Annotated in this window: 10 protein-coding genes; 8 read left to right on the top strand and 2 right to left on the bottom strand. The window is 67.7% G+C overall.

What is annotated here, in order from left to right; genetic code table 11:
- The first annotated feature begins 93 nt into the window (after positions 1 to 93).
- From ACNQQL_RS03390 to ACNQQL_RS03360, 7 genes are all read left to right on the top strand, one after another.
- A complete protein-coding gene (locus tag ACNQQL_RS03390) occupies positions 94 to 2,730 on the top strand; it encodes a fimbria/pilus outer membrane usher protein (RefSeq protein WP_347063207.1) in 2,637 nt (878 codons plus the stop codon).
- A gap of 154 nt (positions 2,731 to 2,884) precedes the next feature.
- Positions 2,885 to 3,532, top strand: a complete 648-nt coding sequence (locus ACNQQL_RS03385; protein WP_347063206.1) for a fimbria/pilus periplasmic chaperone — start codon at positions 2,885 to 2,887, stop codon at positions 3,530 to 3,532.
- 80 nt (positions 3,533 to 3,612) lie between these two features.
- The gene (locus ACNQQL_RS03380) at positions 3,613 to 6,624 is read left to right on the top strand and encodes a GLUG motif-containing protein (protein WP_347063205.1); all 3,012 of its coding nucleotides are present in this window, start codon (positions 3,613 to 3,615) and stop codon (positions 6,622 to 6,624) included.
- A gap of 59 nt (positions 6,625 to 6,683) precedes the next feature.
- Entirely contained in the window at positions 6,684 to 7,856 is a 1,173-nt protein-coding gene (locus ACNQQL_RS03375; RefSeq protein ID WP_347063204.1) for a fimbrial protein, read from the top strand.
- A 203-nt stretch (positions 7,857 to 8,059) separates the two neighbouring features.
- Entirely contained in the window at positions 8,060 to 8,875 is an 816-nt protein-coding gene (locus ACNQQL_RS03370) for an ABC transporter substrate-binding protein (RefSeq protein WP_175739745.1), read from the top strand.
- A gap of 93 nt (positions 8,876 to 8,968) precedes the next feature.
- On the top strand, positions 8,969 to 9,691 hold the full coding sequence (locus tag ACNQQL_RS03365) for an amino acid ABC transporter permease (protein WP_347063203.1): 723 nt from the start codon (positions 8,969 to 8,971) through the stop codon (positions 9,689 to 9,691).
- A 2-nt stretch (positions 9,692 to 9,693) separates the two neighbouring features.
- Positions 9,694 to 10,419 carry an amino acid ABC transporter permease gene (locus ACNQQL_RS03360; RefSeq protein WP_347063202.1) on the top strand — a complete coding sequence of 242 codons (726 nt, stop codon included), beginning with the start codon at positions 9,694 to 9,696 and terminating at the stop codon, positions 10,417 to 10,419.
- A gap of 165 nt (positions 10,420 to 10,584) precedes the next feature.
- Here ACNQQL_RS03360 and ACNQQL_RS03355 read toward each other — a convergent pair whose 3' ends face one another.
- Entirely contained in the window at positions 10,585 to 11,850 is a 1,266-nt protein-coding gene (locus tag ACNQQL_RS03355) for a M23 family metallopeptidase (RefSeq protein WP_347063201.1), read from the bottom strand.
- Between the two features lie 339 nt (positions 11,851 to 12,189).
- A complete protein-coding gene (locus ACNQQL_RS03350; protein WP_174418752.1) occupies positions 12,190 to 12,837 on the bottom strand; it encodes a TetR family transcriptional regulator in 648 nt (215 codons plus the stop codon).
- 149 nt (positions 12,838 to 12,986) lie between these two features.
- On the opposite strand from ACNQQL_RS03350, the gene ACNQQL_RS03345 reads away from it, so the two are divergent.
- Positions 12,987 to 14,192 (top strand): MexX/AxyX family multidrug efflux RND transporter periplasmic adaptor subunit, encoded by a 1,206-nt coding sequence (locus tag ACNQQL_RS03345; RefSeq protein WP_347063200.1) that lies wholly within the window; start codon positions 12,987 to 12,989, stop codon positions 14,190 to 14,192.
- Positions 14,193 to 14,201 lie beyond the last annotated feature (9 nt).

Raw genomic sequence — 14,201 nt, 5'->3', positions numbered from 1 at the left:
CACATGCGCAGTTCTGCAGGTTTCCAATCTTCATGCGCGTCGGGGCTCGCCCCGCGGCTTCCGCAGCGGCCTTGCCTGCTGGCGGTCGCTTCCGTGTTCGCATCGGTCGCGATGGCGTCGGGTACGAACGCCGTCGCGGATACGATCGATACGGTGGCGCAGGAGGACGCGCACCGCGCGACCGCAGGTACGGCACCGGCTGCGCCGGCGGCTGGTGCGACCCACTTCGACGATTCGATGCTGATGCATGGCCCGGACAGCGAGCCGATCGATACGACGCCGTTCGAGCGACCGAATACCGTGGCGCCGGGCGTGCATCGTGTCGACATGATCGTCAACGGGCAGTGGCGCGGCGTGGAAGACATCACGTTCCGTCACGATGCCCATGGTGACGTGCTGCCTTGCTACGACCGGATGCTGTTGCAGCGGGCTGGCGTCGACCTCGACCGAAGCGCGCGGGGCCAGGACGCCAGCCAGCCGCCGAACCCGATGCCCGACGGGCTGATCTGCGATGCACCGTCCCGGTACGTGCCCGGCGCCGCGCTGTCGTTCGATGCGGCCGAGCAGAAGCTGTATCTGACGGTGCCGCAGTTCTACATGCGGCTCGCCAGCCAGAGTACCTACGTCGATCCGGCGAACTGGACGAACGGCGTGCCGGCCGCGTGGCTGAACTACAACGCCAGCGTGTTCACGACGCGTTCCAGCGGCTACGAATTCTCGCAGCTCTACACGGGCCTCTCGATGGCCGCGAGCGCCGGGCGGTTCCGGATTCGCCACAACGGCAACCTCACCTGGTCGCAGCGCGGCGGCGCCCACTATCAGCGCGGCTACGTCTACGCGCAAACCGATCTGCCCGACTGGCGTGCGCAACTGCTGGCCGGCGAAAGCTCGACGAGCGGCGCGCTGTTCGACGCCGTGTCGTTTCGCGGCGTGCAGTTCTCCAGCGACGACCGGATGCTGCCCGACGAGCAGCGCTACTACGCGCCGGTCGTGCGCGGCGTCGCGCAGTCGAATGCCAAGGTATCGATCTACCAGCGCGGCTATCTCGTTCACGAGACGACCGTCGCGCCGGGGCCGTTCGCGATCGACAACCTGCAGGCGATGAGCTACGGCGGCGACCTGAACGTGACGGTGACCGAGGCCAACGGCGAAACACGCAGCTTCGTGGTTCCCTTCGCGACGACGGTCCAACTGCTGCGTCCAGGCAGCACACGGTTCAGCGCGATGGCGGGGCAAGCGATCGAACTCGGCGGCGACATCGGCACGCAGTACGTCGGCCAGTTCACCGTGCAGCGCGGCGTCAGCAATGCGGTGACGAGCTACGGCGGCGCCGCGTTCGCGAACCGCTACCAGTCGGTGCTGATGGGCGTCGCGCTCAATACGTCGATCGGCGGCTTCGCGGCGGACGTCACGATCGCGCGGACCCAGCCGCCAGGCAGCGAGCGCCTGACTGGCTCGAGTATCCGCGTGTCGTACAGCAAGAACCTGCCGAACAGCGGCACGAACTTTTCGCTGCTCGCCTATCGCTACTCGACGAAAGGTTATCTCGGCCTGCGCGACGCGTTGCTGCTGAACGGCCGGAGCGACCAGGGCGCGGTGTCGTTTTCGCGGCTGCGCAATCGGGTCGATCTCAACGTGAGCCAGCAGATCGGGCGGTCGGGCAACCTCTATGCGAACGGATCGGCGCTCAGCTACTGGGCGGGAGGCGGACAGTCGCTCAGCTTCACGCTCGGATACAGCACGCAATGGCGTGACGCCACGGTGACTGCGTCGGTGCAGCGCGTGCGCAACCTGTCCGCGCGGGAACCGTCGTTCGGCGGCGGGGCGGGCAGCACGCTCGCGAGCCTGAACATATCGATTCCGCTGGGGCGCAATACGCGGCGCGCACCGATCTTCAGCACGCTGATGACGCACGACAGCAGCACCGGTACGAGCGCGACGGCGAGCCTGGCGGGCCGTTTCGGCGAGCGGAACGACGGATCGTACTCGTTGTCGTCGAGCTACGACGGCAACAACCGGGCGTCGTCGGGCAGTTTCGGTGTCGGCTATCAGCGGCCGGCCGTGTCCCTGTCGGCGAATCTCGGCATCGGGCGCGATTACCAGCAGGCGTCGGCGAGCGCAACGGGCGGCCTCGTGCTGCACCCGGGCGGCCTGACACCGGCACCCACGTTGAGCGAGACCATCGGCGTCGTGCATGCGCCGAATGCGCGCGGCGCACTGGTTGCGAACACGAGCGCACGCGTCGACCGCTTCGGTTACGCGATCGTGCCGAGCCTCATTCCATATCAGCTCAACAGGATCGACATCGATCCGAAGGACGTGCCCGAGGACGTCGAACTGAAAACCGTATCGCACAGCGTGGCGCCACGCTCGGGTTCGATCGTCATGCTGTCCTACGACACGCTGAAAGCGCGTGCGCTGCTGATCGACGCGCAGACCGACGACGGTCGGCCGCTGCCGTTCGCCGCCCGTGCGCTCGACGCGGGTACCGGTGCGGCGCTCGGCGTGGTCGGGCAGGGCAGCCGCCTGTTCGTGCGCAGTGCCGAACACGACGGCCGGATTCGCGTCGAGTGGGGCACGCGAGCGGATCAGCAGTGCGTGATCGATTACGCGGTGCCGGTCGCGCAGCGTTCGGGAAGCGGCTATGTGACGCTGGCGGGCATCTGCCGCGCGGCGACGGTGATGCCGACGGCGGCCGTACCGTCGGCCGGCCGTATCGAGGCGCGCTAGCCCAATGCACGGCTCGGCATTTCGCTTCGTTTCCGTCATCCGCGCGTTGCCGCGCCGTTTGAGTGGACGGCCCGGCGCCGGCCGCATCGTGCGCGCGGCGGTGCTGGCCTGCATCGCGAGCATCGGTACGGTCCGGTGCGACGCAGCGTTGTCCGTGACCGGTACCCGCTTCGTTTATCCGGGCGATGCGCGCGCACTGACGATCTTCGCGCGCAACGGCGGGGACGCACCCATTCTTGTCCAGGCCTGGCTCGACGATGGCGATGCGAACGCCGACCCGAGCCGCCTGCGCGTGCCGTTCGTCGTCACGCCGCCGCTCGCCCGGCTCGATCCGGGGCAGCCGCTGTCGATCCGTGTGCAGTCGCTCGGCGGCGGCCTCGCCGCGGATCGGGAATCCTGTTTCTGGATCAACCTGCTCGAAGTGCCGCCGGCCGCGCCGGCGGGCGACCACGCGCTGCGCCTCGCGTACCGGCTCCGGATGAAGCTGCTGGTTCGGCCGCCCGGTCTCGACGGCGATCCGGACGACGCACCGAACCGGCTCGCATGGACGCACGCCGGCACGAAGGCGGCGGCGTCGATCGTCGCGCTCAATCCCACGCCGTACTACGTGACGCTGACGCGCGTGTTGCTGAACGGCGAGCGTGCGGTGCCGGCGAACACGGCGACGGATGTCGCGCCGTTCGGCCGGGCCGAGATCCCGATCGGCACGCAGGCCGGCGCGGGGCCGGGCGAGATCGTGTTCGACGCCGTCGACGACAGCGGTGCAACGCACGAATACCGGGCGCGGCTCGCGCCGCCGTGACCGACGGGGCGGGAATGCTTGAAGTACCCGTCCTGCCGCGGGCATCGGCAGGGATTCAACCACAACAAGGAAAAACGAAAGTGAACAAGACCTACTCTTTGATATGGAACGATGCGCAAGGCGCCTGGCAGGTCGCCGGCGAACGGGTACGCCGGCACGGCAAGTCCGCGACGCGCGCACGTGTCGTCGCGGTGCTGGCGCTGCTCGCCGGCGGCGCGGCGACATCCGCGCATGCGCTGCCGACAGGCGAGAAGATCGTGTCCGGGAAAGCCGACATTCATCGCTACGACAACGGGCAGCAGATGTCGATCAACCAGCATAGCGAGAAGCTGGTGACGGACTGGCAAACGTTCAACATCGACAAAGGGCAGCGCGTCACGTTCAACCAGCCGTCCGCGGCGTCGATCGCGCTGAACCGGGTCGTCGGCCAGGACGGCAGCGCAATCCACGGCAATCTCGATGCGAACGGCCGCGTGTTCCTCGTCAATCCCAACGGCATCCTGTTCGGCAAGAGCGCGCAGGTCAATGTCGGCGGCCTGGTGGCGACGACGCTGGATATCAGGAACGACGACTTCGAGGCAGGCCGCTTCCGGTTTTCCGGCCAGTCGCCGAGCGAAGTGCAGAACGCCGGCAATCTCGTGGCGGGCGAAGGCGGCGCGATCGCGCTGCTCGGCGCGAAAGTCGTCAACAAGGGGATCGTCCAGGCGCAGATGGGCACCGTCGCGCTGGGCGCGGGCAGCGACGCCACGCTGAACTTCGACGGCAGCAAGCTGCTCAGCGTGCAGATCGACCAGGGCATCGTCAACGCGCTGGTCAGCAACGAGCAGTTGCTGAGGGCCGACGGCGGGCAGGTGCTGATGAGCGCGAAGACCGCCGATACGCTGCTGCGCACGGTGGTCAACAACCAGGGCGTCATCGAGGCGCGCACGCTCAGGAGTGCCGCGGGCCGGATCTCGCTGGACGGTCACGACGCCGGCACCGTCAACGTCGCGGGCGTGCTGAACGCGAGCGCGACGACGCCGGGCAACGGCGGCACGGTCGAAACGCGCGGCGCCGACGTGAAGGTGGCGCTCGGCACGATGGTCGACACGCGCGCGACCAACGGGCGCGTCGGCACCTGGCGTATCGCGTCGTCGGACGTGTCGGTCAAGGCCGGTGCGAATCAGCCGGGCACGATCGTGGCCGACACGCTGTCGCGCAATCTCGCGACCACCGATGTCGAACTGGTCGCCGAACGCGGGCAACTGTCGGTCGACGGGCCGGTGACCTGGGCCGGCGGCAACCGATTGACGCTGGCCAGCCGGCAGGGCGACGTGTCGGTCAACGGCGCGCTGCGCGCGACAGGCGCGAATGCGCGTTTGGCCATCGACGCGAAGCAGAGCGTGCGGATCGCGGCCCCGATCGCGCTGACCGGCGCGAACGCGCTGCTGACGCTCGACTACGGCGTCGCGCACTCGCTCTCCGGCGGCGCGGCCGTGACGCTGTCGGGGGCCGGCGCCGGTTTCGAATCGAACGGCTATCGCTATACCGTGATCCAGAATCTGCAGCAGTTGCAGGCCGTCAATGCGAATCTCGACGGGCTGTACGTGCTCGGCAACGACATCGCCGGTTCCTATTACTACGGCACCGCGTTCAAGACGATCGGTTCGGGCGCGTCGTTCGCCGGCGTGTTCGACGGCCTCGGCAACACGATCAGCAACCTCACCATCGCGAGCAGCGATGCGTATTCCGGGCTGTTCGGCCGCAACACCGGCACGCTCGCCAACCTCAACCTGAAGTCGTTGCGTGTCAGCGCTGCGTCGGGCGTCGGTCCGGTGGCCATCGGCGGGCTGGTAGGCGAAAACGCCGGCAAGATCTCGAACGTGACCGCGACGGGTATGCAGGTGAGTGCCGGCGCCAGCCGCAACAATGCGCTGGGCGGTATGGTCGGCATCAATAGCGGCGAGATTTCCCGGACGTCGTATTCGGGATCGGTAACGGGCAACAGCATGTCGGACGCCGTCGGCGGCCTGGTCGGCGAGAACCGCCTGGATCAGCTTGCCGGCATCGTGTCCGACAGCGAGTCCAACGCGACCGTATCCGGCGGCGCATCGAACCGCGCGTCGATCGGCGGTCTCGTCGGCGTGAACCGGGGCGGTGAAATTCTGCGCTCGACGAGTCGCGGCACCACATCCGGCACCACATCCGGCTACAACCTCGCCGGCGTGAACGTCGGCGGGCTCGTGGGTGCGAACCTGCTCGGCAAGATCGTCGACGGATCGGCGCTGGGGCGCGTGACGGGCGGCTCGAGCGGCACGGCAGGCGGGTTCGTCGGAAGCAATACCGGCACGATCACCGGTTCGAGTGCGAGCGGTGTCGTGGATGGCCGATACGCGCAGGCAATCGGCGGCTTCGTCGGGCTGAACCAGGGCAACGTGGCCGACAGCAAGGCGCTGGGCACCGTCTCGAGTTCATCGACAGGTTCGACGGGCGGTTTCGTCGGCATCAATCTCGGCGACAACGCGTTCATCGACATGGCGGAAGCGCATGGTGCGGTAACGGGTGGTCAGGGCGCCAATGGCGGTTTCGTCGGCAGTCATCTCGGCGGCCGAATTGCTCACGCGGTCGCACGCGGCAAGACGACGGGCGGCAGTTACAGCAAGACGGGCGGTTTCGTCGGCAGCAACGAGGCGGAATTGGCCAACGTCGACGCGAGCGGCGACGTGTCGGCCGGTACCGGCGCGTCGGTGGGCGGGTTCGCCGGCGCGAACACGCGGTTCGGCACGATCGAGGCCGCGTCGGCAACCGGCAACGTGACGGGCGGCTCGTCGAGCACGGTGGGCGGGTTCGCAGGCGAAAACCTCGGCACGATGCGCGACGTATCGGCGTCGGGGACGGTCGGCGCCGGCTACTACTCGACGCTCGGCGGCCTGGTCGGCCTGAACGCGGGGCTCGTCGAGCGCGCTGCCGCAAGCGGGCGGGTCAATGGATCGTCGAACCAGACCTTCGGCGGCCTCGTTGGCATCAACCGGGGCATCTTCCGCAACAGCGTCACGTCCGGCGAGGCTGCGCTGCAGAAGATTGCCGGTCTCAATCTCGGTGTGATCGAGTAATGCAGCAGGCGGCGGGCGAGCATGGCCGGCGCCCGCCGCCGATTCAACGGGAGGGCAGCATGAAGACGATTCGACGGCGCCGGCTCGGGCGAGTCGGCCGGGTGATGCGTCGCCTGGCGACGGCGGGATACATCCTCGCATTCGGCACGCACGCAATGGCGCAAGGCGGCAGTGGTGCGACCGCGCTGAATTGCACGTTCAGCAACCCCGAAGCGTCATCCTGGCGCATGGTCACGCCGTTGACGAGCGCGACGCCGGTCGGCGCGACCTTGTATCAACGCACGGTTTCGCTGATGGTCTCGTTTACGTACGGCACCGCGCCGACGGCGCACGAACTGGTGAGTGCCGCACACTGGACGCCGGGCAGCGTCATCGCGGACGGTGTTGCGCAGACGAATGTCAACGGGATCGGCTTCAAATGGGCCGGCGTGTCCGACGACAGCAGCGAGCGCACGCTGCAGCAAGGTGCACTGCCGGTGGTAACCGCAAAGACCGATCTCGGTCGAGCGGGAGAAGGCGGCAACGATATACAGATGGCGCGCTTCCGGCAGTTTCTGGTGCTCGACAAGCCTGTTTCGCAACTGCCGCAAGGCAAGCTGGTCGTCAAGAACCTGCCGGGCAATCCGACCGTCGCGATTTATGCGATCGACTTTCCGAAAGGCGTCGCGTCGATCGGCGGCACGGTGACGGTGCCGGAGCAGACGACGCCGCCCAACCTGTGCAAGCAGATGAAGGCCTTTGTCGGCGTCGGCAACGTCTGCATCGGCAGCGAGTGCGAGATCCATGTACCGAATCGCTGCGAGATCCAGTCGAACATGATCGTGCCGGTGACGCTCGGCAATTTCGCGATCAACCATTTTCCCAGCGTGAACTCGATGTCGAAGCCGGTCGATTTCGATATCGCGCTCAGCCAGTGCGCGGCAGCGGCAAAGCCGTCGATCAGTTTCCGCGACAAGGCCGCGCAGCCGAATCCGGACAAGACGCTGCTGCAACTGAGCGCGCCTGCCGGGCAGACGGTCGCGCGCGGGTTCAACATCGTGATGACGAATGCGCTGACCGGCGAGCGGATCGCGTACGGCGAGCCGGGCGCGGCCACCCAGTATCCGATGCGCCGCACCGGCGACATGGCCGTGATGCCGTTGCGCGCGCAGTACATCCGTACCGGTGCGGATGCCGAGCTGCAGCCCGGCTATGCCGGCGGCGGCGCGGAATTCTCGTTTACGTTTCCATGAACGTGACGCGCGGTTCGGCGATCAGGCCGGCGCCGGCCCGGCGTCATCACGAAACCCGCTGAGCAAAGCACCATTTGTTGGTTCGGATTCGCCGCACGCGCTGATACGTTAGCGGCTTCGCGACACCACACTTCGTCGCGATGTTCCTCGAACCGGCCGCCGCGCGATCCGCGGCGGCCTTCATGACAAATCAGGTCGTGCTCATGAAAATCCACACTCTCGCTACGTGGCTCGTCGGGGCTGCGCTCGTTACCGCAGGCACGGTCGCGCATGCGGACCGCCTCGACGACATCAAGAAGGCCGGCGTGCTGCGCGTCGCGACGTTCGACAGCAACCCGCCGTTCGGTTATGTCGATGCGAAGAACAACCACATCGTCGGCCTCGACGTCGACTATGCGAAGGCACTCGCCGACAAGCTCGGCGTGAAGCTGCAACTCCAGCCGACCAACCCCGCGAACCGCATTCCGTTCCTGACGTCCGGCAAGGTCGATCTCGTGCTTGCGAACTTCACGATCACCGACGAGCGCGCGAAGCAGGTCGACTTCAGCATTCCGTATTTCTCGTCGGGCCAGCAGTTTCTCGCGAAGAAGGGCGTGCTGAAATCGGCCGACCAGTTGAACGGCCTGCGCGTCGGCGCGGACAAGGGCACGACGAACGAGATCACGCTGCGCGAGAAATTCCCGAAGGCGACGATCGTCGCGTACGACGACACGCCGTTCGCGTTCGCCGCGCTGCGCGCCGGCAACGTGCAGGCGATCACGCAGGACGGCCCGAAGCTGATCGGCCTGCTCGCGAACGTGCCCGACAAGCAGAACTACGAGATCCCCGCTTTCACGATCTCGAACGACTACATGGGCGTCGGCGTGCCGAAGGGCGAGACGCGCCTGCTCGGCTTCGTCAACGACACGCTGAAGGGGCTCGAGGCGAACGGCCGTGCCACGCAGATCTACGACGCATGGTTCGGGCCGACGACGAAGACGCCGCTCACGCGCATCTTCCGCATCGGCGACAAGACCTGATCCATACTGCACGCGCGCCGCGGCCTGCCGGAACACCGGCATCGCGGCGCGTTTTGTTTTTTCCGATCGCGTGCTTAGCGCACGTCCCTCAGCATGCTCGGGTTGGCTCCCAAATATCTGTCCTGGCTCTGGCAGGGTTTCCTGCTGACACTCGGCCTCGCGGCCGCGTCGGCCGTCGCCGCGACCGCCGGCGGGCTGCTGCTCGCGGTCATGCGGCATGCGCGCGGCAGGGTGCCGCGCACGGCGGCCGCCGCATACGTCGTCGCGTTCCGCAACACGCCGCTGCTCGTGCAGTTGCTGTTCTGGTATTTCGGCGTCGCGTCGTTGCTGCCCGACACGTGGATCGCGTGGCTGAACGTGCGCCATGAAGTGAGCGCGGGCCCGCTCACGCTCGCATGGCCATCGTTCGAATTCGTCGCGGGCTGGGTCGGGCTGAGCGCATACACGGCCGCGTTCGTCGCCGAGGAATACGAAGCCGGCCTGCGCGGCGTGCGCCGCGCGCAACATGACGCGGCAGCCGCGCTCGGCCTCACGCCGATGCAGTCGCTGCGCTACGTGGTATTGCCGCAGGCCGTGCGCATCGCGCTGCCGCCGCTGTTCGGCCAATACATGAATCTCGTGAAGAACTCGTCGCTCGCGATGGCGATCGGTGTGGCCGAGCTGTCGTATGCGTCGCGGCAGGTCGAAACGGAAACGTTCAAGACCTTCGCCGCGTTCGGCGTTGCGACCTTGCTGTACGTCGCGGCGGTGGCCGCGATCGAGGCCGGTGCGTACGCGGCCACGCAATGGCGCGACCGGCTTGGCGCGAGGCGTTGACGATGGATTTTTCGCTGCTGCTCTCCAACCTGCCGTACCTGCTCGTCGGCGCGTTCCCGGAAGGCCCGCTCGGCGGCGCCGCGCTGTCGCTGGTGCTTGCGATCGCGTCGGCCGTTGCATCGGCCGTGCTCGGCATCGCGCTCGGTGTCGCGATGGCGCTCGCGCGCGGTCCCGGCCGCCTGCTGCTGCTCGCGTTCATCGGGTTCTTCCGCGCGATTCCCGTGCTGATGCTGATCTTCTGGATGTACTTCCTGATGCCCGTGCTGCTGCATATGGATGTGCCGGGGCTCGCGACGGTCGTCTGCGCGCTCGCGCTCGTCGGCGGCGCGTATCTCGCGCATGCGGTGCATGCGGGCATCGTCGCCGCGGGCGACGGCCAATGGCAGGCCGGGCTGTCGCTCGGGCTCACGCGCTGGCAGACGGTGCGCCATGTGCTGCTGCCGCAGGCGATCCGGATCATGACGCCGTCGTTCGTCAACCAGTGGGTCGCGCTCGTGAAGGACACGTCGCTCGCGTATATCGTCGGCGTGCCGGAACTTTCGTTCGTCGCGACGCAGGTGAACAACCGGCTGATGGTGTATCCGGCGCCGATCTTCCTGTTCGTCGCGGCGATCTATCTGGTGCTGTGCACGTCGCTCGACGGCGCGGCACGCTGGCTGTTGTCGCGCGGCCAGCGTGCGGAACGTGTCGAGCAGGCGAGCGCCGAGCGCACGGAACCCGCGCGGTGACGGTGTGCCGTGGCCGTGACGAACGGCCAGTGGGGAAGCGCTAGTGAATATCCGCAGCGGGCAGCACACCGGGCAGGTCGGGCCCGGCGTGCAGTACGGACAGGAGCGGTAGATGGCCGGCCGCCTGCGCCGCCGCTTCCGGAGCGGCGGCGGGCGGCACGCGCGTCACGACGCCGAGTAGTGCGTGTTGAAGACCGCGCGCAGCGTCGATTTGTCGGTCGCGAAATCGCCCCACAGCGGCCCGTCGTTCTGCGCGAACGCGAACGGCGCCGTATTGATCGACGCGAGGCGGAAGCGCCATTGCGCCGCTTCCTGGCGGAACGCGGTGAGTTGCATGTCGGACAGCGCCGTCTGCGCGTTGGCAAGCGTGACCAGCGGGTCGACCGGGTCGTTCGCGACGCGCACCTCGAAATGCAGGTGCGGGCCCGTTGCGGCACCCGTCATCCCGACCGAACCGAGCCGCTGGCCCTGCTTCACGATTTCGCCGGTCTTGAGCCCGTGCGCGAACGCGGACAGGTGCGCGTAATAGGTCGAGTAGCCATCCGCGTGATCGACGATCACGTAGCGGCCGTAGCCGCCCGGATCGGTGCCGACGAACGACACGACGCCGTCGGCCGCCGCGCCGACGGGCGTGCCGGACGGCGCGGCGAGATCGACGCCCGTGTGGAGCGCCATCGCCTGCGACAGCGGATGGACGCGCTCGCCGAAGAACGAGCTGATGCGCGTCCACTTGACCGGCATCGTGAACGCGGCGGCTTCGAGCGGCGAACCGTCGAGCGTGTAGTACGCGCCGTGCTCGGCACCCGGCGCGCGGAACCAGATCGCGCCGAACGTGCGGCCGGCGACGCGCAGTTCGAGTGCGGTGAGGCGCGGCGTGCCGTCGGTCGTATCGAACGCGACGCGGTAATAGTCGCCGCGCTGTGCACTCGCGCGCATCGCGACCTTGCCGGTGACGAGATCGCCGAGCTGGATGCGCACCTCGGGCGGCACGTCGAGCCGGTTCAGCGTATCGGACAGCGTGAACTCGATGTCGCCCGCGCGCATTCCGTGCTGGTTTTCGGGCGGCGCAAGCTGGAACAGGCTCGCATAGCCGAGCATGTCGTTGCGGTGTGCGCTGAGCGGCGCAAACAGGCCCGGCTGCAGGCTGCGGTCGTTGCGTTCGCCGTATTCATTGCGCTCGCCGATCGTGCGGGCGAGCTCGCTCGTCACGAAATGCTGTGCGGTGGGAAACGGCGTGTCGGACAGCACGCGCTGCGGCAGCACGGCCGTGCCCGAGTCGACGGCGCCCGGCAGTTGCGATACGGCCGGCAGCGCGGCGGCAAGGCCGAGGGCGGCGAGGGCGCCGAGCACGGCGGCCGGCACGAGCGCGCGCACGACGCGCTGCGCGCGGCCGGGCGCGAAAGCATCAGGAGTTGCGGCAGGCTTGACCAAGGTGTCCACATCCAGGAAAGCGGTTCAAAGGGGGTGTGGGCAGGGGCCGCCGGCGGCTCAACCGTCGAATGGCGACGGGGCGGGCGGCGGGCGTGCAACAAAACAGGCCCCGCCGGGGGCCTGTGTCGTTTCCGTTCGACCCAACGCGCGGGGCGGGCCCGCTTCGAACGGCGGCGTGTTTACCGGGTCGAACCCGGTTATCACGAAGACGCTAAAGAATGATGACAGCGTCAGTCTACCGATGTTCCGCGAAACGTTAAAAATTTTAAAGGGGGTCAGCTCATTCGTTTCGCAGTGCGGTAAATCGGGTTAAATCAGCATTTGTTACGACGATTTTCGTCAATTCGGCAATTTTTGCGCGCGGCCGCGCAGCGCGGCGGACGTGCGGACGGCGTCGAAGCCGGCGTCGAGCATCGCTTCGGCGTCGTTCCACAGATTGCCGCGCAGCCGGTTGGTCCAGATCATCGACGCGAACACGCCTTCGAGCAGCGACACGAGATAGACGGCGGCCAGATGCACGTCGAGATCGGCGGCGAGTTCGCCGGCCGCGATCGCGCGGCGCAGCAGCGCCTTTGTGATTCGCAGCATCTGCAGCTCGAGCAGCATGCGGCGCCGCTGCAGCGCGCCGTTTTCCTCGCTCTGCTCGCACTTCGTATAGAGGATTACGAGCACGCGCTGCATCGGGCCCGGCTCGCCGCACTCCTGCAGATAGTGCGACGCGGCACGCCGCAGCGTGGCGAGCGGCGGCAGGCCGTCGCCCGCGTCGAAGCCTTCCGACGTGCGCGCGAACGCGCGGTCGCACATCGCGAGACACACTTCCATCTTGTTGCGGTAGTGGCCATAGACGGCGCCCCGCGACATCCCGGCGGCCTCGGCGAGGTCCGCCATCGCGGTTTGCGCGACGCCTTTCTCGAGCAGCACGAGCTCGGCGGCGTCGAGGATCCGGTGCTTGATTGCGAGCGATTCTTCCCGGGTCTTGCGGGCCATGTCGTGAGTTTCCTTACAATTCGCTGTCGTTTTATTGAGACAGTGTGGCGTTCAGGTTGAAACAGCGTTTATTTAATCAGTCGTGACTGATTATAATCGACCACCCTGAGCCGCCGCATTTTATCGGCGGCGAACGATCCGAGGTCACCATGAATAACAACAATTGCTTCCTGTCGCGCTACCGCCGGCTGGCGCCGTTCACGCTGGCGGCCGCGCTCGTCGTGGCCGGATGCGGCAAGGGCGGGCAGGACGCGGAGAAAGAGACCGCGAAGCAGGCGACCGTCGTCACGGTACGCCCGACAGCCGTGCCGATGACCGTCGAATTGCCGGGCCGGCTCGACGCGTACCGGCAGGCGGAAGTGCGCGCGCGGGTCGCGGGCATCGTCACCGCGCGCACCTACGAGGAAGGCCAGGAAGTGAAGCAGGGCGCGGTGCTGTTCCGCATCGATCCCGCGCCGCTGAAGGCCGCGCGCGACGCCGCGCAGGGTGCGCTCGCGAAGGCGCAGGCCGCCGCGCTCGCGGCGAGCGACAAGCGCCGCCGTTACGACGATCTGGTGCGCGACCGCGCGGTCAGCGAGCGCGACCATACCGAGGCCGTTGCCGACGACACGCAGGCGAAAGCCGGGGTTGTATCCGCGAAGGCCGAGCTCGCGCGTGCGCAGTTGCAGCTCGACTATGCGACCGTCACCGCGCCGATCGCGGGCCGCGCACGGCGCGCGCTCGTGACCGAAGGCGCGCTCGTCGGCCAGGACCAGGCGACGCCGCTCACGACCGTCGAGCAGCTCGATCCGATCTACGTGAACTTCTCGCAGCCGGCCGCCGATGTCGACGCGCTGCGCCGCGCGGTGAAGAGCGGCCGCGCGACGGGAATTGCGCAGCACGACATCGCGGTGACGCTGTTGCGCGCCGACGGCACCGCGTATCCGCTGAAGGGCAAGCTGCTGTTCAGCGATCTCGCGGTCGACCCGACCACCGACACCGTCGCGATGCGCGCGCTGTTCCCGAATCCGGAGCGCGAGCTGCTGCCGGGCGCGTATGTGCGGATCGCGCTCGACACCGCGGTCGACCAGCGGGCAATCCTCGTGCCGCGCGACGCGCTGCTGCGCACGACCGATCGCACATCGGTGCGTGTCGTCGGCACGAACGGCAAGGTCAAGGACGTCGAGGTCGCGGCCGACCAGATGAGCGGCCATGACTGGCGCATCACGCGCGGCCTGACGGGCGGCGAGCGCGTGATCGTCGACAATGCCGCGCAGTTCGCGCCTGATACGGCCGTCAAGCCCGTCGAGAAGGCGCCGCCGTCGAAGGCGGCGCCGGCAGCGGCCGCTTCGCAAGCGGCCGCCCGTCAAACCTGACCGGTTCAA

Origin of the sequence: Burkholderia sp. LFS061 (assembly GCF_047978125.1) — a bacterium.
Lineage (GTDB): Bacteria > Pseudomonadota > Gammaproteobacteria > Burkholderiales > Burkholderiaceae > Burkholderia > Burkholderia pyrrocinia_C.
Note: the sequence above shows the minus strand (reverse complement) of the source record. Positions and strands in the feature narration are given on the sequence as shown.

Excerpts from the sequence above, each read along its gene's own strand:
- ACNQQL_RS03375 (WP_347063204.1), top strand. The coding sequence starts at position 6,684 with ATGAAGACGATTCGACGGCGCCGGCTCGGGCGAGTCGGCCGGGTGATG.
- ACNQQL_RS03370 (WP_175739745.1), top strand. The coding sequence starts at position 8,060 with ATGAAAATCCACACTCTCGCTACGTGGCTCGTCGGGGCTGCGCTCGTT.
- ACNQQL_RS03345 (WP_347063200.1), top strand. The coding sequence starts at position 12,987 with ATGAATAACAACAATTGCTTCCTGTCGCGCTACCGCCGGCTGGCGCCG.
- ACNQQL_RS03350 (WP_174418752.1), bottom strand. The coding sequence starts at position 12,837 with ATGGCCCGCAAGACCCGGGAAGAATCGCTCGCAATCAAGCACCGGATC.
- ACNQQL_RS03360 (WP_347063202.1), top strand. The coding sequence starts at position 9,694 with ATGGATTTTTCGCTGCTGCTCTCCAACCTGCCGTACCTGCTCGTCGGC.
- ACNQQL_RS03365 (WP_347063203.1), top strand. The coding sequence starts at position 8,969 with ATGCTCGGGTTGGCTCCCAAATATCTGTCCTGGCTCTGGCAGGGTTTC.